General features: G+C 59.7%; 15 protein-coding genes, 2 pseudogenes and 1 riboswitch. Of the genes and pseudogenes, 8 read left to right on the forward strand and 9 right to left on the reverse strand.

The genetic code is table 11. The features are described 5' to 3' along the window. Positions 1–308: 308 nt before the first annotated feature. From P8A25_RS05820 to P8A25_RS05850, 7 genes and pseudogenes are all read right to left on the reverse strand, one after another. Positions 309–980: a hypothetical protein gene (locus tag P8A25_RS05820; RefSeq protein WP_215443323.1), complete on the reverse strand. Its 672-nt coding sequence runs from the start codon at positions 978–980 to the stop codon at positions 309–311. Between the two features lie 15 nt (positions 981–995). Next, a complete protein-coding gene (locus P8A25_RS05825; RefSeq protein ID WP_240454321.1) occupies positions 996–1574 on the reverse strand; it encodes an RNA polymerase sigma factor in 579 nt (192 codons plus the stop codon). 120 nt (positions 1575–1694) lie between these two features. Continuing rightward, entirely contained in the window at positions 1695–2639 is a 945-nt protein-coding gene (locus tag P8A25_RS05830; protein ID WP_215443322.1) for a thioredoxin family protein, read from the reverse strand. A gap of 102 nt (positions 2640–2741) precedes the next feature. Next, positions 2742–4568, reverse strand: a complete 1827-nt coding sequence (gene thiC / locus P8A25_RS05835) for a phosphomethylpyrimidine synthase ThiC (RefSeq protein ID WP_215443321.1) — start codon at positions 4566–4568, stop codon at positions 2742–2744. Positions 4569–4633: 65 nt separating this feature from the next. Continuing rightward, positions 4634–4753: riboswitch (TPP riboswitch) on the reverse strand. A 141-nt stretch (positions 4754–4894) separates the two neighbouring features. Continuing rightward, entirely contained in the window at positions 4895–6805 is a 1911-nt protein-coding gene (locus P8A25_RS05840) for a cation-translocating P-type ATPase (protein WP_215443320.1), read from the reverse strand. 125 nt (positions 6806–6930) lie between these two features. After that, a complete protein-coding gene (locus tag P8A25_RS05845; protein WP_022398378.1) occupies positions 6931–7206 on the reverse strand; it encodes a metal-sensing transcriptional repressor in 276 nt (91 codons plus the stop codon). Between the two features lie 211 nt (positions 7207–7417). Then, a pseudogene (locus tag P8A25_RS05850) lies at positions 7418–7903 on the reverse strand (GNAT family N-acetyltransferase). Between the two features lie 302 nt (positions 7904–8205). Here P8A25_RS05850 and P8A25_RS05855 point away from each other — a divergent pair. Next, positions 8206–8799, forward strand: a complete 594-nt coding sequence (locus P8A25_RS05855) for an RNA polymerase sigma factor (RefSeq protein ID WP_022398380.1) — start codon at positions 8206–8208, stop codon at positions 8797–8799. A gap of 322 nt (positions 8800–9121) precedes the next feature. Here P8A25_RS05855 and P8A25_RS05860 read toward each other — a convergent pair whose 3' ends face one another. Next, positions 9122–11170, reverse strand: coding sequence for a sialidase family protein (locus P8A25_RS05860; RefSeq protein ID WP_180973611.1), 2049 nt, complete (start codon positions 11168–11170; stop codon positions 9122–9124). 144 nt (positions 11171–11314) lie between these two features. Beyond that, positions 11315–11827: a hypothetical protein gene (locus tag P8A25_RS05865; RefSeq protein WP_102728156.1), complete on the reverse strand. Its 513-nt coding sequence runs from the start codon at positions 11825–11827 to the stop codon at positions 11315–11317. 188 nt (positions 11828–12015) lie between these two features. Here P8A25_RS05865 and P8A25_RS05870 point away from each other — a divergent pair. The 7 genes and pseudogenes from P8A25_RS05870 to P8A25_RS05900 form a co-directional block, all read left to right on the forward strand. Further along, a pseudogene (locus tag P8A25_RS05870) lies at positions 12016–13401 on the forward strand (sugar MFS transporter); the annotation flags it as partial. A 573-nt stretch (positions 13402–13974) separates the two neighbouring features. Further along, complete coding sequence (locus tag P8A25_RS05875) at positions 13975–15753, forward strand: L-fucose isomerase (RefSeq protein WP_215443319.1); 1779 nt, start codon at positions 13975–13977, stop codon at positions 15751–15753. Positions 15754–15846: 93 nt separating this feature from the next. Continuing rightward, a complete protein-coding gene (locus P8A25_RS05880) occupies positions 15847–16203 on the forward strand; it encodes a four helix bundle protein (RefSeq protein WP_022398386.1) in 357 nt (118 codons plus the stop codon). 45 nt (positions 16204–16248) lie between these two features. Next, entirely contained in the window at positions 16249–17673 is a 1425-nt protein-coding gene (fucK, locus tag P8A25_RS05885; protein ID WP_215458372.1) for an L-fuculokinase, read from the forward strand. A 13-nt stretch (positions 17674–17686) separates the two neighbouring features. Continuing rightward, the gene (locus P8A25_RS05890; RefSeq protein WP_102726363.1) at positions 17687–18502 is read left to right on the forward strand and encodes a class II aldolase/adducin family protein; all 816 of its coding nucleotides are present in this window, start codon (positions 17687–17689) and stop codon (positions 18500–18502) included. Between the two features lie 79 nt (positions 18503–18581). After that, positions 18582–18983 carry a hypothetical protein gene (locus tag P8A25_RS05895; protein ID WP_404838793.1) on the forward strand — a complete coding sequence of 134 codons (402 nt, stop codon included), beginning with the start codon at positions 18582–18584 and terminating at the stop codon, positions 18981–18983. A 50-nt stretch (positions 18984–19033) separates the two neighbouring features. Beyond that, positions 19034–19567 carry a metal-dependent hydrolase gene (locus P8A25_RS05900; protein WP_215442686.1) on the forward strand — a complete coding sequence of 178 codons (534 nt, stop codon included), beginning with the start codon at positions 19034–19036 and terminating at the stop codon, positions 19565–19567. Positions 19568–19593 lie beyond the last annotated feature (26 nt).

Below are 19593 nucleotides of genomic sequence, written 5' to 3' on the forward strand. Positions count from 1 at the left end.
CCCCTTCCATCCCGCAGCGTCGGCAGACCGTCAAGGAACGCATCACGGGAGTAAAGCCAAGCCAACCCACACTTGGGTGAGACCTTTATCCGGACGCCTTTCCCTCCACCGGCAGGGAGATTTCCCTCCCGGTAGAACATTTATTTCCGGGCATGGGAAAAGAGCTCCGCCATGCATCCAGGGCGCTTTCTTTTTCTTCACAAAGCAGAGACGCGGAACAAGGAACAGGACCGGAGAGCGCGAACGCTTGCAGCAACAGAATGGAAAATTTCAACCGCGCTGCCCACAGGCGTTCACGCGGCGGTCCTTTAATATTCCTTTTCAGGAAGAATTCTACGGATGACGGCAGGAGCGATCACGGGCACGCGCTCGTCTCCGCCCTGCAATTCAAAAAGAGTGGGTTTCCGCAGCAGCTCCCGCTTTTCCCCGGGCAGTACAGGGGCTTCCGTCTTTTCAGCTCCGGCTTCCACCTCATTCCCTCCGGCCACCGTGCCGCCGGGCGCTACCAGCGTATTTTGAACCAGCAGAACGGCGCCCACCGCAGCCGCCACGGAAATGCCTGAAATATAGGCGAGCCGCCGCCACAGGGGGATTTTCACCGCTTTTTCCTGCTTCGCCTCTCCGGCGCAGTCCATGGCCTGCGCCATTTTGCACACGGAGAATTCCAGCATGGAAGAGGCGGAAAGCCTTTTCAGCCGGGTTTCCATTTCATGTTCGGACTCGGCGCACATCAGGGAACAGCATTGTTCCCGGAACAGAACCCTCACCGGGGCAGGCCGCAAACGCTTCAAAAGGGATTCCATCTCATGAATTTCCTCATCGGATATTTCATCATGCCGGAGACGGTCGTTCAGGGGGAAGATTTCCTCACACCTTCCGGCCAGGCGGGAAATCAGTTCATCGGATACGGGAAGGGGCTGCATGGCGGCAGTACCGCCGCCTTCCTCCCCTGCGGCGGATGATGTTGTTTCATGTTTCATAAGAGTGGAGCGGCATTAGAGTTGGTCTTTTTTGTTTCTCAGCGCCTTGCGGAGCAGGTCGATGCCATAGCGGTACCGGCTCGCCACCGTGTTCTGTGAGATTTCCAGCGTTTCCGCAATTTGCTGAAAGGTTTGTTCCCCCCATATTTTCAGGACAATGACCTCGGAGAATTTGGAAGGGAGCTTCCTGAGCTGCATTTCCATGAACTGCTTGAGCTCCTCGTCCGCCGCGGCGCTGGAAAACCAGGGGTCCGCATAAACATCCTCGTCCTGTTCGGCGGCGCAGGCTTCATCCTCCCTTTTCTGGCGCCGGTCGGATTTGCGGCCATAGTCCACCGCCAGACGCCGGATGGAGGCAAAGACATAGGAAAGCCATGCCTCCTGCCCTCCCACAAATTCTCCGGAGGCCTCCTTGCGCGCCAGCCGTATCAGGGCATCCTGAAGGATGTCCTCCGCATCTTCCGGAGAGCGGGACTGCTGGCGGGCAAACAGCAGCAGTTGAGCGACGTGCCTCCGCAGCCATTCATCCCAGCTCAGCAAATGGCTGTCTTCTTCATTAACTTCCTCTTCCCTGATGTAGGCGGACGTATTCATTTCTGCATGTTCGGTTCCTTCATCAATCATAGCGCAACAAGTTCATTTTTTTGTTTAAAATAAAAGACGGAATATAGTTTTCCTTTTCACGGGAAGAGGGAATGCCTTCCTGAAAAGGGCTTATTTTTCCTTATTGATTATTTTCTGCATATTGTTGATCCATGGCTCCAGCTTTTTGGCCGCCGGAGATTCCGGATCGGCGTCACGGGCCATGTTCAGGTATTCCAGGGCCTTGGGATAATTGCGCTCCAGCGCATACCCGTCGCTGACGTATTTGGCTATTTCCAGGCGGATGGGCGGCAGGAGGTCCCGCTTCTCCAGCATTTGCAGAGCTTCCTCCTGTCCCGCGCGGATTTTTTCTGCGGAAAAGGGGCCCGCGTGCTTTTTGTAGAATTGCTCCATCATGAGCCGCTGCGCCGCCAGGGTCACGGCTTTTTCAGCCTTCCCGGCAAATCCGTATTGGTCGTCCGGGTCCAGGACGGAGATTTCCGCAATCAATTCCTTCTGATAGGGCTGCAAATCCTCCGGAAGCAGCTTAATGGCCTGCACCAGTTTTTCCAGTTTTTCCTTTCCTTCCAGCGCGCGGGCCGCAGCCACGGCTTCTTTCAGCTTCAGCCTCGTCTCCCCGGCGGCTTCCAGTTTCTTCAAATATTCCTCCACCGTTCTGGAGGGCCCCACTATTTTGGCATAGGGAGCGCCATTCCCCTCCATCATCAGGACGGAGGGAAACACGGAGATTCCGTAACGGCGCATCAATTCCTCATGAAACTTGAGCTGTTCCGGAGGCATTTTCCCCTCCGTCCTGGGAAAATCCAGCTCCACCAGCACGAGGTGGTTGTCTCCCGCATACTTGGCGAAGGCGTCCGTATCAAAAATATTTTTCCGCAGATAAATACACCCCGGGCACCAGTCGGAGCCGGTGAAGTCAACCAGCACCGGCTGTCCGCTTTTGCCGGCTTTCTCCAGAGCCTTGCTCCAATCCGTCTCCCAGACGGGAGATGCGGAACAAACCACGGCAGAAGCCAGAGAAAGAACGCCAAGGACAGAAAAAAATGAATTCTTCATCTTAAAGGCATCATAGCACCATCCCTGCCCTTGTCATTCTTTTTCAGACGTTCCCGCTCCTGACAGCCCGGCGGCTGCCGTGACGCCGCGCCTTCGGTCCCCCTACTGCCGTGACCGGCGGCGGATGTCCTGGCTCAGGCGCATGGCACAGAAGTCCGGACCGCACATGGAGCAGAAGTGGGCCTTTTTGGCGTTGGCATGGGGAAGCGTCAGGTCGTGGTAGGAACGCGCCTTCTGCGGGTCCAGGGAAAGGTTGAACTGGTCCTCCCAGCGGAATTCAAACCTGGCCTGCGCCAGCGCGTTGTCCCGCCACTGGGCGGACGGGTGCCCCTTGGCCAGGTCCGCGGCGTGGGCCGCCAGCTTGTAGGTGACCACGCCTTCCCTCACGTCCTCCCGGTCCGGGAGGCCCAGGTGTTCCTTCCTGGTCACATAGCAGAGCATGGCGCAGCCGCGCTGGCCGATGATCGCTCCGCCGATGGCTCCGGTGATATGGTCGTAGCCGGGGGCGATGTCCGTCACCAGTGGACCAAGCGTGTAAAAGGGAGCTTCCATGCACCATTCCAGCTGCTTGCTCATGTTCTCGGCAATGAGGTGCATGGGCACGTGGCCCGGCCCCTCATTCATGACCTGTACGCCCGCTTTCCACGCGCGCATGGTCAGGTCCCCCTGCACTTCCAGCTCCGCCAGCTGGGCGAAGTCATTGGCGTCCGCCACGGAGCCGGGCCGCAGGCCGTCCCCGATGGAGACGGCAATGTCGTAAGCCGCCAGAATGGAGCAGATTTCATCCCAGTGGGAATAAAGGAAGTTTTCCTGTTCGTGGATCATGCTCCACTGCGCCATGATGGACCCGCCGCGGGAGACGATGCCCGTCATGCGCCGTGCGGTGTGGTTCACAAACCGGAACAGCAGGGCGGCGTGCACCGTCACATAGTCCACGCCCTGCCGGGCCTGTTCCAGAAGAGTGTCACGGAAGACTTCCCAGCTCAGGTCCGCCACCTTGCCGCCCACCTTTTCCAGGGCCTGGTAAATGGGCACGGTACCGATGGGAACGGGGGAGTTCCTCAGGATCCATTCCCGCGTGGCGTGGATATTCTTTCCGGTGGACAGGTCCATGACGGTATCCGCCCCCCAGTGGATGGCCCAGCGCAGTTTTTCCACCTCCTCCTCAATGCCGGACCCCAGGGCGGAGTTGCCGATGTTGGCGTTGATTTTCACCAGGAAGTTGCGGCCGATGGCCATGGGCTCGCACTCAGGATGGTTGATGTTGGCGGGAATCAGGGCGCGTCCGGCGGCAATTTCGTCCCTGACGAATTCCGGCGTAAAATAAGCGGGCATGCGGCAGCCGTTCCGGCGTTCCGGCGCGTGCTGGTGGTCCAGCCGGTCGCGGGCCACCATGCTGGAGGGGCCGAAGCCTTCCTGCGCCTCCAGTTCGGACGGCCGCGGCATCATGGTGAGCGCCTCCAGGACTTCCCGGGCTTCGTCCGGGCGGCTCTTGGCGTTCGGATAACGGTCATACACCGCCTTGAACGCTTCTTCCCTGCCCAGGTTTTCCCGGATGGCTACAAATTCCATTTCCGGCGTAATGACGCCCTGGCGGGCGTAATGCCGCTGAGTCACAGGCGTGCCCCCCGCAGCCCGGAGGCAGCGGCCCTGGTCCGTTTCCGCCTCCTCCACATCACCGCGGGCCCGGATCCACGCGGCGCGCAGGGCGGGAAGCCCCTGCTCCGGGGTTCCCTCATAAGCCGCATCCCCCCACGGCCCGGAACAATCGTACACGCGCACGGGGTCATTGGAGTGGGCGGTGCCATCTGGCAGCAGGGTATCGCTCAGGAGGATTTCCCTCAAGGGAACCTGCACGTCCGGATGCAGACGGCCCGGAATATAAATGCGTCGGGAGCCGGGATAGGTCAAATTGGCGGTGTCGTTCATGGAATGGATGCTGTTCTGTGCCGGCAGGGGAACAGCGGAAACGAGACCTTCCCGAGAAACGGGGCATGCCCGTTCAATCGAACTCCCTGCGGCGGAATTATCCGCATCAGGTTTGAAGGGTTCTGCGGGAACAGCATGCCGTTCCCGCAATCTCAGCCTTTGTTTGGGCACCCCTGCCGAACTTGGGAAAAAGATAGCACGGGCTCCCGTCCCATCCAAGCGTTTTCCGGTCCGGGTGCCAAACCCACGGCGCAGGAGCGCCGCATGCCAATGCGGCAACTTGATATCATGCGTCCGCAGGGTGCGCGATACTCCCCTCTCCCCCGTTATGGAGCTGTTTCCCCCGCGCCGTGGGGAGCCATGCTCTTCTTCCTCCCCCATTTCAGCAGAAAGACGGAATTGACGATCACGACGACGGAGCCTGCATTATGGACCAATGCGCCCGCCACGGGATTCAATATTCCGCCCACCGCCAGCATGATGGCGATGAAGTTCAGGGCCATGGAAAACGTCAGATTGCACTTGATCGTGCGCATCATGCGTCTTGCCAGGCGCAGCAGATGGGGGAGTTCCCGTATATCGTCGCTTACCAGGACAATGTCCGCGGCGTCCACGGCAATGTCACTGCCTATGCCTCCCATCGCAATTCCGGCATGGGAGGTTTTCAGGGCCGGGGCGTCATTGATTCCGTCCCCGATCATGCACACCTGGTTCCGTTCCTTCTGGAATGCGTCAATCCAGTTGAACTTGTCCTCCGGCAGGCAGTCCGCGTAAACCCGCTCAATGCCGAGCTGCCCGGCTACATGGGCCGCGGCATTCCCATGGTCTCCGGTCAGTAGCACGGGAACCACCCCGGTTTCCGCCACTTCCCGGATGGTGGAGACGGCGTCCTCCCGCAGGGTGTCCGACAGGGCGATGAAGCCTGCGGCCTTACGCTCCATGCCGAGGAAAATCACGGTGCATCCCTCCCTTTGGTACTGTTCCGCCGCCCTTCTGACTTCGCCGGGCACCTCCAGTCCGTTTTCCCGGAACAATTCCAGGTTCCCGGCCATCAGTTCACTCCCGTCCAGGACGGCCTGGACGCCTCTCCCCGGAATCATGCGGAACTGTTCCGGCTGGGGAAGCTCCCGCGTTTCTCCCTTCCGGTAACAGCGGACGACCGCCTTGCCCAGAGGGTGCTCCGACCGCAGTTCCGCGCAGGCGGCATACCTGTAAAGCACCTGTTCGGGGAGGTCCGGCAGAAAACTGCGTACCGCCGCCACGCGGGGCGTCCCGTGGGTAAGCGTTCCCGTCTTGTCAAAGGTGAGGTGGGATACGGAGGCCAGGCGTTCCAGGGCATCCCCCTCCCGCACCAGGAATCCATGCCTGGTGGCGTTTCCGATGGCCGCCATGATTGCCGTGGGGGTAGCCAGCACAAGCGCGCAGGGGCAGAATACCACCAGGATGGTGACGGAGCGGATGAGTTCGCCCGTGACCAGCCAGGCCAGCCCTGCGGAAGCCAGGGCAATGACGACGATCCAGGTGGCCCAGCGGTCCGCCAGGCTCACGATTCCGGCCTTTCCCGCATCCGCGGATTGGACGAGACGGACCATGCGCTGAATGGAACTGTCCTCCCCGGCCCTGGACGCCTTCATGTCAAAGGCTCCGAACTGGTTGACCGTTCCGCTGGAAACCTCGTCCCCGGCTTCCTTGTCCACCGGAAGGGGTTCACCCGTCATTACGGCCTGGTTGATGGAAGTGTGGCCGGAAAGAATCACTCCGTCCGCCGGAACCGTCTCTCCGGGCAGCACGCGGAGGACGTCCCCCGCACATACCTGTTCCGCCGGAATGACCTCCTCCCGGGAGCCGTCCACTTTCCGGGCGGTAGCCGGGGTCAGATGAACCAGCTTTTCAATTCCCGCCCGGGCTTTGGCCACGGTCAGGTTCTCAAGCAGCGCGCCGAGCTGCATGATGAACGCAATTTCCGCCGCGGCAAAGTCCTCCCCGATGATGACGGAAGCGACCAGCGCGATGGAAACGAGCACATCCGCCTTGATGTCCCAGGCCGCCGCCAGTCCAAGCACGGCTTCCAGCACGATGGGAACGCCGCACAGCACAATGGCTATCCACGCGACGCCAAAGGGAAGCGGTTCAATATCAAGCATGCTCAACAGCAGCGCGAATCCGGAAACGGACAGCAGCGCGACGTCGCGCCTTGTCCCTCCCCATTCCAGCAGTTTTTCCAATCGGTCCAGCATATGATGCTCCTTTCCATACCCATGCAGGTACGGGTTTTATATACCTATAGGGGTATAGGTTTGTCAAGATGAGACGGAAAAATCCCCGGAAATGGCGGTTGAAAAAAGTCTCTTGAACCCTCCTGCTAAATCATGTTGGCAAACCGTTCGACCGCCTTGGTAAAGCGTGCGATGGTCTGCTCCGGGTCTCCGTGCTCCAGTCCGTCCCGGACGCAATGGCTGATATGCCCCTCCAGCACGACCTGGCCCACCTTGTGCAATGCGGACTTGGCGGCATTGAGCTGGGCAAGCACATCTTCACAGGGAACGTCCTCGTCAACCATCCTGTCGATCGCCTGCACCTGTCCGATGATTTTCTTGAGGCGGCGATGCAAATTTTCAGAATTCATGCATTGTTTCATTGCGGCGTTTCCTTATACTGTTAGGGGTATCTGTATCATCAAGTTATCAGGCAGACAGGAAATGCTGTCAAGAACAGAGTCCTCCCGCGGGCGTTCCATCCGGAAGGGCCTACTGTGTCCGGCCCCCCTTCTTTCCTCCTTATTCCAGGCGCAACAATCCTTTCCCGCCCCCGCATGAAGACTGGAAGAACGAAGTTCCGGCCTTCCCCCGTCAAACGGGTCCGGTTTCCATGGCGGGAGCCGTATACAGGCGTTCCCGGGCATGATGACCGCCCGTCGCCATTGTCAGCAGTTCCCACCCGCATTTTTCATAAAACCCCGCCAGGTCCGTCACCAGATAGAGACGGGGATATCCGAGCGCGGCCAAATCCTTCCGCACAAAGTCCAGGATGGACGCGGCCACGCCCCTGCCGCGATGCCTTTTTTCCACAAATAGCGCGCATAAGTTGGGGGTTAAATCCTTCCGGTCATGGAAATCGTTTTCAATCACTCCGGCTCCCGCAATGATTGCCCCCTGTCCATTCATGACCACGTACCATTGCGGAATGCCCGTTTTCCCTTCCATGCATTCCTTCATGCTTTCCTCATAGGCCTCCACGGGAACGTCCCACTTGGAGCCGAACTAGGCGGAAGCTGTGGAAAGGAATTCAGGATGATTCCTTAAACAGACCAATTTACCGGCATTTCTTCCTTTCATTTTCCCTTACCCTAGCAGGCCCCTCCGGTCATTGTCAAACCGGAGCGGCATGGAGGGAGGCCTCCGTATTTCCATCACGCTCCGTCTTCCCACCGGGAAAAGAACGGAATGTTCCACCCCCTCAGCCGTCCCCGGCCATCGGCAGGAGCAAAACGTTTTGTCCGGCGCCTTGCGCGGAAAGAGAAGAAAGACCCGTTTTCATCTCGTCAGCCGCGGAAAAATGGGATAGACCTTTTTTCCGGGGCATGCGCCCTTCCGGATGCAACCTTTCACCGGACACGGGGTTTATAGAAGGGAATTTCATGGACGAAGCACAAGACATGCCGCCTGCGGAACCAGACGAGGACGCCCAGCTGATGCTGAGAGTCAGGAATGGCGACGCTTCCGCCATGGAAATGCTGGTCCGCAAACACCAGAACTCCGTGTACGCCACCGTAGCCCGCATGCTGAACAACGGGCCGGAGGTGGAGGACATCGCCCAGCAGGTTTTCATCCGCATCTGGAAGGGAGCCGGGAATTACGAACCCTCCGCACGCTTCACCACCTGGATGTTCACCATCCTGCGCAATCTGGTCTTCAATGAAGTGCGCCGCCAGAAGCGCAAGCCCACCACCTCCGCGGACGCCATGGAGGAGGAAGGCGGCATGACCGTGTTCCTGGAACCTTCCCAGGCCCCGGATGAAGCCATGGAGCACACGGAACTCCAGCGGGCCGTGGATGAAGCGATTGCCGCCCTGCCGGAAAAGGCGCGCCTGGCCGTCCAGCTGCGCCGCTTTGAAAACATGCCTTACGAGGAAATAGCCCGGACGCTTGACATGACGGTTCCCGCCACCAAAAGCCTGCTGTTCCGCGCCAGGAACATGCTGAAGGACGCGCTGGCTTCTTTTCTGGAGTGACGGCCAGGGAACAGGAAAAAGGGCTGATCCGGAGAAAGCTTTTTTACAAGGGCCCGGAGGCCCTTGCTCCAGCAGCGCAGCCACCAGGGACTCACACTCCCGCGGCCTGGAAGAAACACCGCCGCCGGGAAACGGAGGCTTGATTCGTGCCTCTTTCAGATTCACTCCCCCTGCGCGTTTCAAGCTTCTCTTTCCGTCCTCCCGGCCCTCATACCTGAACTCCCTCCCCTGCGCTTTGGAGAAATTCCTACCCAAAGACCGCTGCCAAAAAAGGGCCGCTCCCGGAAGGAAACGGCCCGTAAACGATTACCTGAAAGCGGCGTCAGCGCGCACTGCCCGCGTTGAGAACCTCCTTGTACGGGATTTTCAGGAAGTTCAGCGCTCCCTGGGATTCATACAGCACGCCCACGTGGTTTTTATCCACGGGCGCCAGGCAGGAATAACCCCAGCCGTTGCGGGCATCGTAAAGGAGCCACTTGTCCTCCGGCCAGGAGCCGGCGTCATCCGTGGAGGCCTTCAGGGTCATGTGGGAACGCCCGGAGGTGGTGTTGGGGTTGGAGAACAGGACCACCCTGCCCGCGCCCGGCACTCCGTCCACGGCAAGCAGGCTGCCCTGGCAGACGGGTTCCTTCAACTGGGGAGTGCGGTTGGTGGGGTGTTTTTCCCAGGTTTTGCCCAGGTCCTTCGTAACGCCCACCACGCGGGAGCCGCCCCAGTTGCAGCGGGCATTGATCATGATGGAGCCGTCTTTCAATTCAATCACCTGGGCTTCCGTCGTCTGCTGGTTGACGCCCGTGCCGCAGTGCCAGGTCTTGCCCTGGTCCTTGGAATAAACGATGGTGGACCACGGCACGCCCTTGCCGTCCCAGTACTGGGCGGCAAAGACCAGCGTGCCGTCCTTCATGCAGATGCCGTTGCCGGGGCCGTTGAACAGAATGCGCCAGTCCTTGTCCTTGGTCTGTTCCGTAATGTTGATGGGCTTGGACCAGGTAAGGCCGTCGTCATCGCTGTACGCCAGCACCAGCTGCCCGCAGGCTTCCGGGGAATTGTCCCCGGACTTGCTGCCCCAGATGGAATGCTTGTGGCTCCAGATGGCGGCCACCCAGATGCGGCCCGTCTTTTCATCCACCAGAATGGCGGGGTCCCCCACGCCCTTGGTAGCCCCCAGGGAGGGGTCAATCTTGGAATCGTCCATGGCGATCTTGACGTCGGACCAGGTGCGGCCCCCGTCCGTGGAGCGGCTCACGCCCACGTCAATGTTGGCCGGAAGGTCGCCGGAATGGTTGTAACGGATGTCGTAAACGGCCAGGAGAGTCCCTTTCCTGGACCTGTCCAGGCCGGGAATGCGGTAGAACTTGGAGTTGAAATCCCCGTGCTTCACTACGGCCACGCCGATGCGCTGCGCCACCGGGGCGGCATTGGCCACCTTCATCAGCTTGTTCCCCGCCACAACGCTGGCCGGGCGCACCACCACCCTGCCGTCCAGGGAGGCGCCCTTCTTCATCGTCACGCATGCCCACAGGTAATTGTCGCCGGGGTCCAGCTCCAGCTTCCCCTTCACGGAAACCTGGGGCCTGGAGGAGCCGGAAAGCTTCACCGTACCCAGTACCTGGGAGGCATCCTTCGGAAACGGGTCTTCCCCGTGCTGAATGGGCGGAGCCTCTTCTCCCCGCACCACCGTCACGGATTCAATGTCGGAAAGCTTCGTCGTGCCCGTAAAATCCAGATTGACGGCCGTCAGGAACTGAGGATTAAGACAGCCGTCCGTTTGAACCTTCAGGGAAAGAACGGGACTGCACGGGATGCGCACCATCACCGGATAGGCGGAAGAAGCCATCTCCACCTGCGGATTCACCTTCATGGGGATGCAGGGCACGATGAACAGGTCGTCCAGCTTCAACCCCTTGTTCTCCGGCGACGTCAGCTTGAACACCAGGGAGCGCGTTCCGGCGGGAACGCCGGCCTCTATCCTGGTATTGAAGCCGCCCGTCCTGATGTCCTTGCCGTCATAAATCTTCTTTTCCCCCTTGGGCCCTACGGCCACAATGGAAAATTCAAAGGGGGCCTGTCCGGTCCAGCGCTCCGCCCAGGCGGACAGCCGTACTTCCCTGGAAGGAGTATCCTTCAAGTCCAGCTTCAGTTCGGTATCCTGCCCGCCGAACATCCGCAGGGAAGATTTCCCGGATTTTCCCCCTCCCCCGATTTCCGCCACGCCGTCCCGGCAGGACATGGGGCCGTACTTGGTGGAAAGCGTGGTAAACTTGCCGTGTTTGGCCTGCTCAAAGCTTTCCGTACCCAAGGCAGCGGGAACAGACATGCCCAGGGCACACAGCAGGGCAAGCCCCGTTAATGTATTCAAAGGTAAACGCATCGTATTTATGGTGTGTTTCGCAGGACAATACGCAGCGAACCGGAACAATCTTGCCCGGAGCTGCGTCATTGCCAGCCTGTTTCCTAACACACGCTTTTCCGCCGCGTCCAGCCTTGCCTGGGAGGCCTGTAGAAAGACCAGTCCTCAACCCTCCGTTTTTCCACTGGAAGGAGCCGCCGGCTCCATGGAAATCACGGGACGTTCTGGAAAGGAGCTGGAATCCCGGTGCATGTAGTAATGGGACCAGTGAAGGACAACCTTGTCCCCCGGCTTCAGGGCGGCTACCTTTTTCAGGATGTCCGCCCCCTGCAGGATGGGCTTGTGCGCCGGATTAACGTCGATCATCAGCTGCTCCTGCTTTTCATCCCCGTACTTGCCGGGTTTCCGGTAATCCAGATACTTGATAATCCGGAAGGCGGCGAAATCCTTGGCGTGGTCGCACTTGTCCGGACAGAGGGAGGTAAGGAACCTGCACTTGCGGTGAATAATACCCGTAAACTCCGCCTCCGCCACATGGTCTGACAGCAGTTCTCCGGACGGCAGCGTCACGCCGCTTTTTTCATCCGTCTTTTCCGGATTGGCGACGGGGGAATCTTCCGCCTGAACGCCCCAAAAACCGGCCAGCCCAAGACAAACGGCAAGAATGCACTTCTTCATCAGCCCATCCTTAGCCGCCTCGGAAACAGGAGTCAAGAAGAAGCCGGGTCTCCCGTGAACGCTGACAGGATATCCCAACCCAAACATACCGCTTTGTTTTATTTGTCAACATGTTGGATGATTTCTGGACTCTTTTCCGTTTCCAGATTGACGCACCGCCGTCCTTGTGAGAGATTGACAAAAGCAATATGGACAAAAACCGTACCTCTACCGTGCCGATCGTTCCCAAACAGTACCGGCTGCCGTTCTTCATGCTGGTCTCCTGTTTTGCGCTGTGGGGGCTGCTGAACAACATGACGGACAACCTGGTCCCGGCATTCAGCAAGATCTTCATGATTAACGCTTCGGAATCCGCAGGGGTGCAAATCTCCTTTTACGGGGCGTATGCGGTGCTTGCCATCTTCGCCTCCATCCTGCTGGAGGAATTCTCCTACAAGGCCGGGGTGCTCATCGGCCTGGGGTTCTACATGATCGGCGCGCTGTGCTACATACCCGCCGCCATCGGGCAAAGTTTTGACATTTACCTGGTAGCCATCTTCGTGCTGGCGGGCGGCCTCTCCATCCTGGAAACCACCTGCAACCCGTTCGTCCTCTCCATGGGGTCCCAGGAGACGAGCGTACGCCGCCTGAACTTCGCCCAGGCCTTCAACCCCATCGGCTCCCTGACGGGCATCTTCCTGGCCAAATACTTCATCCTGGCGCATTTGAATGATGCGGACATGGACACCCGCAAGGCCATGGACCCGGAACAACTGAACGCCATCGTCAGCGACGAGCTCTTCTGGGTGTGCGTTCCCTATGTGGGCCTGGTCGCCATCGCCGCCGTCATCTGGTTCTTCTTCTGCCGCTACAAGTCCGACGATGAAAGCGTGCCCACCCGGGAAAACACGCAGCCCCTTTCCTCCAAGCTCGGCCGCCTGGGCCTGTGCGTCGCCTTCATCCTCATTCCCTTCCTGTTCCAGTACTACTCCACCTTTGAATTCAGCATGGTGCAGCAGATCCTGATCATGATGATCGGGCCCATCGCCTTCCTGCTCATCATGCCGGACTACCGCTGCCAGCTCATGAAGCTGGTGAAGCTGCCGCGCTACTTCTGCGGCGTGGTGGCCCAGTTCTTCTACGTGGGCGTGCAGATCGCCGTCTGGACGTGGACCATCAAGTACATCATGTCCGTCTTCCCCGGCATGCAGGAAGCGGCGGCCTCCAACTACTACATCTTCTCCATCGTCCTGTTCATCGCCTGCCGCGCCATCACCACGGCGCTGATGAAAAAATTCAACCCGGCCAACATGATGTCCCTCTTTGCCATCGCGGGCATCCTCTGCTGCCTGGGCACCATGTACCTGCCCAAGGAAATCTCCGTCTGGACGCTGGTGGGCATCTCCGGCTGCATGTCCCTGATGTTCCCCACCATTTACGGCATCGCCCTGCGCGGACTGGGTTCCGAAGTGAAGCTGGGCGCCGCGGGCCTCATCATGGCCATTCTGGGGGGCGCGGTCATCACCCCGTACATGGGCTCCTTCATTGACAACACCACGGTAAAAAACCAGGTGGCCTACTTTGAATCCATTGACCGTCCCCTGATCGCGCAGGCGGAAGCAGCGGACTCCCGCAAATCCGTCTCCGGCGCCATGCTGGCCCTCTACAAGATGTCGGAAGCCAATCCCGCCGGGGGGGAAGAACAGGCCAAAGCCGCCGCCAAATTCCAGAAAAACCTGGATACCTTCCTTTCCCTCCATACCCTGGACGGGGAAGCCTTTGACCGGGCGGCCAAATCCCTGCCCGGCTGCTCCGGCCTCAAGCCGGAAGAACTGGCGGTCTTCAAGGCCAACCTGGACCGCCTGCCCGCCCCCGCGGACCGGGAGCAGCAGATCCAGCAATTCTCCCTGATTCCGGCGCTCACCACGCTCTCCGGGAACCAGGCCGAGGTACTTGGCAACCTGATTTCCGACCCCCTGGACATGAAGCAATTCCAGACAGCCCAGGAAAACTTTGTGGAAAAAGCGGTGCGGTCATCCTTCTTTATTCCCATCATCTGCTTTGCCGTGGTACTAATCTACGGCTTCTTCTTCCGCAACACCCATTTGAAAAAGGAAGAGGATGCGCCTGCCCAGGCCTGAACCAGCTTCACATCACCTACGCAAGATATGAAAACAGCATTACCAACCATCGGTATCCGCCCCACGATTGACGGCCGCCGCCTCGGCGTCCGGGAATCCCTGGAAGATCAAACCATGAACATGGCCAAGGCGGCCGCGGTTCTCATTGAGGCCAACATCCGCCACGCCTCCGGCGAACCCGTCAAGTGCGTGATCGCAGACACCTGCATTGGCGGTCCGGCGGAAGCCGCCGCCTGCGCGGACAAATTCAAGGCCAACAACGTCGGCGTCTCCCTGGCCGTCACGCCCTGCTGGTGCTACGGCAGCGAGACCTTTGACATGGACCCGTTCACGCCCAAAGCCATCTGGGGCTTCAACGGCACGGAACGCCCCGGCGCCGTGTACCTGGCCGCCGCCCTGGCCGGACTGAACCAGAAGGGCTTCCCCGCCTTCTCCATTTACGGGAAAGACGTCCAAGACGCCGGGGATACCTCCATTCCGGAAGACGTGGCTGAAAAAATCCTGCGCTTCTGCCGCGCCGGCCTGGCCGTAGCCACCCTCCGCGGCAAGGGCTACCTCTCCATCGGCGGCTGCTCCATGGGCATCGCCGGCTCCATCGTGGACCAGTCCTTCTGGGAAAACTACCTGGGCATCCGCGTACAGGCCGTGGACATGACGGAAGTGCGCCGCCGCATGGACCAGAAGATTTACGACGAAGCGGAATTCGACCTCGCCATGCAATGGGCGGACGCCGTCTTCAAATTCGCCGAAGACAAGAACCGCCCGGACCTGAAGCTGGACGAAGCCGGACGCCGCAGGACCTTCAAGGAAAGCGTGCTGATGGCCATGATCTTCCGGGACATGATGCAGGGCAACCCCAAGCTCAAGAAAATTGACCGCGAAGAGGAATCCCTGGGCTACCAGGCCATTGCCGGCGGCTTCCAGGGCCAGCGCCACTGGACGGACTTCTACCCGAACGGAGACATTGCAGAAACCCTGCTCAACTCCACCTTTGACTGGAACGGCCCGCGCGCGCCAATGCCCTTCGCCACGGAAAACGACTCCCTGAACGGAGCCTGCCTCCTCTTCGGCTACCTGCTCACCGGACAGGCCAACGTCTTTGCGGACGTGCGCACCTACTGGAGCCCGGAAGCCGTGAAGCGCGTCACGGGCTACAAGCTGGAAGGCCATGCCAAGGACGGCATCATCCACCTCATCAACTCCGGCTCCGCGGCCCTGGACGGCTGCATGGCCTGCACGGACAAGGACGGCAAGCCCGTCATGAAAAAGCACTGGGACGTTACCCCGGACGACGCGAAAACCATGATGGAACAAGCCGTCTGGTGCCCGGCCAACCGGGAATACTTCCGCGGCGGCGGCTACTCCGTCCACTACGTCACCAAGGGCGGCGCGCCCGTCACCATGATGCGCCTGAACATCGTCAAGGGCCTCGGCCCCGTCCTCATCGTGGCGGAAGGCTGGTCCGTGGACCTGCCCGCCAAGGTGCACAAGACCCTGGACGAACGCACCGATCCGGGCTGGCCGACCACCTGGTTCGCCCCGCGCCTGACCGGCAAGGGAGCCTTCACGGACGTCTACAGCGTCATGGCCAACATGGGCGCCAACCACGGAGCCTTCACCTACGGCCACATCGGCGCGGACATCCTGACGCTCGCTTCCATGCTGCGCATCCCCGTATACGCCCACAACATCCCGGACGATCAAATCTACCGTCCCTCCGCCTGGGGCCTCCATGGCACCGCGGACCCGGAAGGCGCCGACTTCCGCGCCTGCGCCAACTACGGCCCGCTGTACGGCAAATATTAACGACTGACCTTTTCATCAGGGGAAGACATTCTTCCCCTGATGACGTTCAGCGTTAATATCAAAGACTAAATACGAATGATTAAAGACTAAAAGATGAACGAAAGTGCCGCTCATGAAAAAAGTTTTGCCTTTTCCATTCGTATCGTTTCCTTATGCCGCCATCTTCGCAAGCAACGGTGCGAGCAGGCACTGATCCAGCAAATTCTGCGCTCCGGAACAAGCATAGGAGCCAACCTCGCAGAAGCTTCCTATGCCGTAAGCAAAAAAGACTTCTTCTCCAAAGTACACATTTCACTAAAAGAATGTTCGGAGACTTGGTATTGGCTCCGCCTTCTGCATGCAACTTCCTGCCTGACGGACCAGCAATTTGAAAGCTTGAAACAGGATTGCCTGGAATTAATGCGGCTATTGACCGCTACGACAAAAACGCTTGCCGGGCAAAATCTCTGAACAGTTTCCCTTTAGTATCTAATCTTCAATATTTAGTATTTCTCTATGTACTCCCTCTGCTTGGACTGCGGCGCGACGAACGCGCGCGCGATGGTTGTGGATGAACAAGGCGTCATCGCGGGGAAGGCCTCGCAGCCGAACGCCACGCTGCCCGGTGAGGAAAACCCGGAATTCCACGTCTGGGACGCGGACCGGATTTTCAAGCAGCTCTCCGAATGCGCCGTGAAGGCCCTTGAGGGCCTGGATGCGGAACAGGTGCGGGCGGTAACCGTCACCACCTTCGGCGTGGACGGCGCGCTGGTGGACGCCTCCGGCAGCCAGCTTTACCCCGTCATTTCCTGGAAGTGCCCCCGCACGGCGGAGGTCATGAAAAACATCGGCAAGTACATCTCCCAGGAAGAGCTTGACCGCATCTCCGGCGTGGGCGCCTTTGCCTTCAACACCATTTACAAGCTCGTCTGGATCAAGGAAAACCGCCCGGAGCTGCTGGAAAAGGCCCATGCGTGGCTCTTCATCTCCAACCTCCTGGCGTACAAGCTCACCGGCGTCATGGCGACGGACCGGACCATGGCCGGGACCTCCCAGCTCACGGACCTGGAAACGGGAGACTTTTCCGAGCTTATCCTGAACCGCCTAGGCCTGCGCCGCGGCCTCTTCCCCCCCACGGTGGACGCGGGGGAAACCATCGGCGTCCTCACGCCGGAAGCGGCGGCGGCCATGGGCATCCCCGCCCTGGCGGGCATCCCCGTCATTTCCGCGGGGCACGACACCCAGTTCGCCATCTTCGGTTCCGGAGCGGACAGGGACCAGCCGGTCCTTTCCTCCGGCACCTGGGAAATCCTGATGGCGCGCTCCGCGCAGGCCCGGCTGACACCGGAGGACTACGCGGACGGAGCCACGGCGGAATTCGACGCGGAACCGGGCCTTCTGAACCCCGGCCTGCAATGGCTCGGTTCCGGCATCATTGAATGGGTGAAAGCCACCTGCTTCCGCGGTGAATCCTACGATACCATGGATGCGGAAGCGGCCGCCATCCCCCCCGGCTGCGACGGCGTAACGATGGCTCCGGACTTCCTGGCTTCCGGGGACCGGAAAGGCTCCATCGGCGGCCTGGTGCTGGGCCGGACGCGCGGCCACATTTACCGCGCCGCCATGGAGGCGCTTGCCTGGCGGCTGAAATCCCGCCTGCGCCGCCTGGAATCCGTGGGCGGGTTCAAAAGCGAATTCCTCATCCTGGTGGGCGGAGGCGCCAGAAACAGCGTCTGGACCCAGATGCGGGCGGACATCCTCCGGATCCCCGTGAAGGTCTCTGAAGTATCTGAAAGTACCGTGCTGGGCGCATCCATGTTTGCCTTTGCGGGCGCCGGGGTGTACTCTACGCCGGAGCAGGCCAGGGACGCCTTCGGCATCACTTACCGGACGTATATGCCGGGTCCCCAGGAAGCCGCCTACGAAAAGCTCAACCACTAACACGCAACTAAATATGTCAGAAGACTGGTCAATCTCCCCTCCCCTCCCGGACAAAGTGTTCCCGTGGGAAAAATACAACCCCGTCACGCGGGAGGAAGTGAACGAATTCTTCCATTCCCCTGAAATCCTGGTTATCAAGGAACGCATGTGCGACATAGGCCGCCGCCTGTGGAACCGCGAATATGTGGACGGCAATGGGGGCAACATCTCCGTGCGCGTGGCGCAGAACCTGCTGCTCTGCTCCCCCACCCTGTGCTCCAAGGGCTTCATGACTGTGGAAGACATCTGCATGGTGGACATGGACGCGCGCCAGAAGGCGGGCATACGCCCCTCCACCAGTGAGGTGAAAACGCACATCGCCATGATGAAATCCGTGGGCGTCAACTCCTGCATCCACGCCCATCCCCCGCACTGCAACGCCTTCCTGTTCGCCGGGCAGGTTCCCCCCTCCGGCATCAATCCGGAAGCGGACATCTTCCTGGGCCACATCCCGCTGGCCCCCTACGGCACGCCCGGCTCTCTGGAGACGGCGCAAGCCGTAGCGGAAGCGGCCAAACAATCCACCGTGGTCTTCATGGAAAACCACGGCGTGATCACCGGAGCCCGCGACGTGGAAGAAGCGGAATGGTTCATGGAAAACGCGGACGCCTACTGCCGCATGGTGCTGATGGCCGGGCTGCACAAGGCCCCCCTGAACCAGGTGGGACCGGAAGGCGTGGCGGACTTCCTCGCCATCCGCAAATCCATCGGCTACGCCGTGCCGGACAACCAGCCCCTGTACAACACGGAAACCTACGCCGGGTACAAGCTGGGCAAATCCGGCAGATAACCCCCCTCTCCAAGGGGGCGGCGGCTGATGCAGGCCAGCCGCCCCCTTTTTTCTCAACGCCTCCCTCCCTTGTGAAAAAATGATCAGCCTCCTTCCCCTATCCCTCGCCGCCCTTGTTTGCAGCCCGGCAGCCATCCCGCAATCTTCCGGGACCATTCCCGTCAGTGTGGAATATACCGGGGCCGGAAAAAGCACCCCTGATAAAAAAATGTCCTTGAGCATTACATGGACGTGCGGAACCGGCAAAGAACATCAAACCGCCTGGGAAACCACCTATGTCCACCCGGACGTGAGGGCCTGGCGCCTGCCTGGCCTCCGCATTCACAAGATCTTCCTGGAATCGGGGGAAAGCCGGATTGAGGAACTGTCCCTCATCTGGAAGAATCCTTCATCCGGCGGCGTTAGAACAGTCTATTCTTCCGTGGGAGGCGGAAACAGGGAACTATCCTTTGACTGGGTGGAAAAACCTTTTTCCAGGTAGTACGCACCCGGACTGTCCGTCTTTGTCCGTTTTTCTTCTATTGAACGCTCATGTTCATCGCCCATCTGCCTGCAGGCTATCTCCTGGCAAAAACCATCCGTTTACGCACACCGGGAAGGAAGGCCGTCATGACCGCCGCCCTGCTGGGGGCGATTGCCCCGGACCTGGACCTGTTTTATTTTTATACCCTGGACGGCCGCCAGCACCACCATCATTCCTACTGGACGCACTATCCTTCCGTCTGGTTCGCGCTGATGCTCCTCGCATGGGGAGCCAGCCGGATCAAACCATGGAGCACGGGCGGAACATGGCTGCTGATCTTTTCCATGAGCGGCTTCCTGCACCTCCTTCTGGACTGCATCGTGGGAGACATCCCTCTCCTGGCTCCGTGGTCCATGCGCTTTCACGCGCTGGCCACTGTCCAGGCGCAGTACCACCCCTGGTGGCTGAACTTCCTGCTGCACTGGTCTTTTTTTCTGGAATTGCTCATCATTGCCGTTTCCATCTGTATCATGGTTTCTGGCAGAAGGAAGACGGAATCTCCCTCAGGAAATCCATTTTCTACAGGAATCCATGATGAATGACGCTGGGACGCCTCTTCCTTTTCCGG

Origin of the sequence: Akkermansia sp. BCRC 18949, assembly GCF_045011645.1 — a bacterium.
In the GTDB taxonomy this organism is placed as follows: Bacteria; Verrucomicrobiota; Verrucomicrobiia; order Verrucomicrobiales; family Akkermansiaceae; genus Akkermansia; species Akkermansia massiliensis.

Excerpts from the sequence above, each read along its gene's own strand:
- P8A25_RS05855 (WP_022398380.1), top strand. The coding sequence starts at position 8,206 with ATGGACGAAGCACAAGACATGCCGCCTGCGGAACCAGACGAGGACGCC.
- P8A25_RS05830 (WP_215443322.1), bottom strand. The coding sequence starts at position 2,639 with ATGAAGAATTCATTTTTTTCTGTCCTTGGCGTTCTTTCTCTGGCTTCT.
- P8A25_RS05900 (WP_215442686.1), top strand. The coding sequence starts at position 19,034 with ATGTTCATCGCCCATCTGCCTGCAGGCTATCTCCTGGCAAAAACCATC.
- P8A25_RS05880 (WP_022398386.1), top strand. The coding sequence starts at position 15,847 with ATGAACGAAAGTGCCGCTCATGAAAAAAGTTTTGCCTTTTCCATTCGT.
- fucK (WP_215458372.1), top strand. The coding sequence starts at position 16,249 with ATGTACTCCCTCTGCTTGGACTGCGGCGCGACGAACGCGCGCGCGATG.
- P8A25_RS05840 (WP_215443320.1), bottom strand. The coding sequence starts at position 6,805 with ATGCTGGACCGATTGGAAAAACTGCTGGAATGGGGAGGGACAAGGCGC.
- P8A25_RS05825 (WP_240454321.1), bottom strand. The coding sequence starts at position 1,574 with ATGAATACGTCCGCCTACATCAGGGAAGAGGAAGTTAATGAAGAAGAC.
- P8A25_RS05845 (WP_022398378.1), bottom strand. The coding sequence starts at position 7,206 with ATGAAACAATGCATGAATTCTGAAAATTTGCATCGCCGCCTCAAGAAA.
- P8A25_RS05895 (WP_404838793.1), top strand. The coding sequence starts at position 18,582 with ATGATCAGCCTCCTTCCCCTATCCCTCGCCGCCCTTGTTTGCAGCCCG.
- thiC (WP_215443321.1), bottom strand. The coding sequence starts at position 4,568 with ATGAACGACACCGCCAATTTGACCTATCCCGGCTCCCGACGCATTTAT.
- P8A25_RS05820 (WP_215443323.1), bottom strand. The coding sequence starts at position 980 with ATGAAACATGAAACAACATCATCCGCCGCAGGGGAGGAAGGCGGCGGT.
- P8A25_RS05890 (WP_102726363.1), top strand. The coding sequence starts at position 17,687 with ATGTCAGAAGACTGGTCAATCTCCCCTCCCCTCCCGGACAAAGTGTTC.
- P8A25_RS05865 (WP_102728156.1), bottom strand. The coding sequence starts at position 11,827 with ATGAAGAAGTGCATTCTTGCCGTTTGTCTTGGGCTGGCCGGTTTTTGG.
- P8A25_RS05875 (WP_215443319.1), top strand. The coding sequence starts at position 13,975 with ATGAAAACAGCATTACCAACCATCGGTATCCGCCCCACGATTGACGGC.
- P8A25_RS05860 (WP_180973611.1), bottom strand. The coding sequence starts at position 11,170 with ATGCGTTTACCTTTGAATACATTAACGGGGCTTGCCCTGCTGTGTGCC.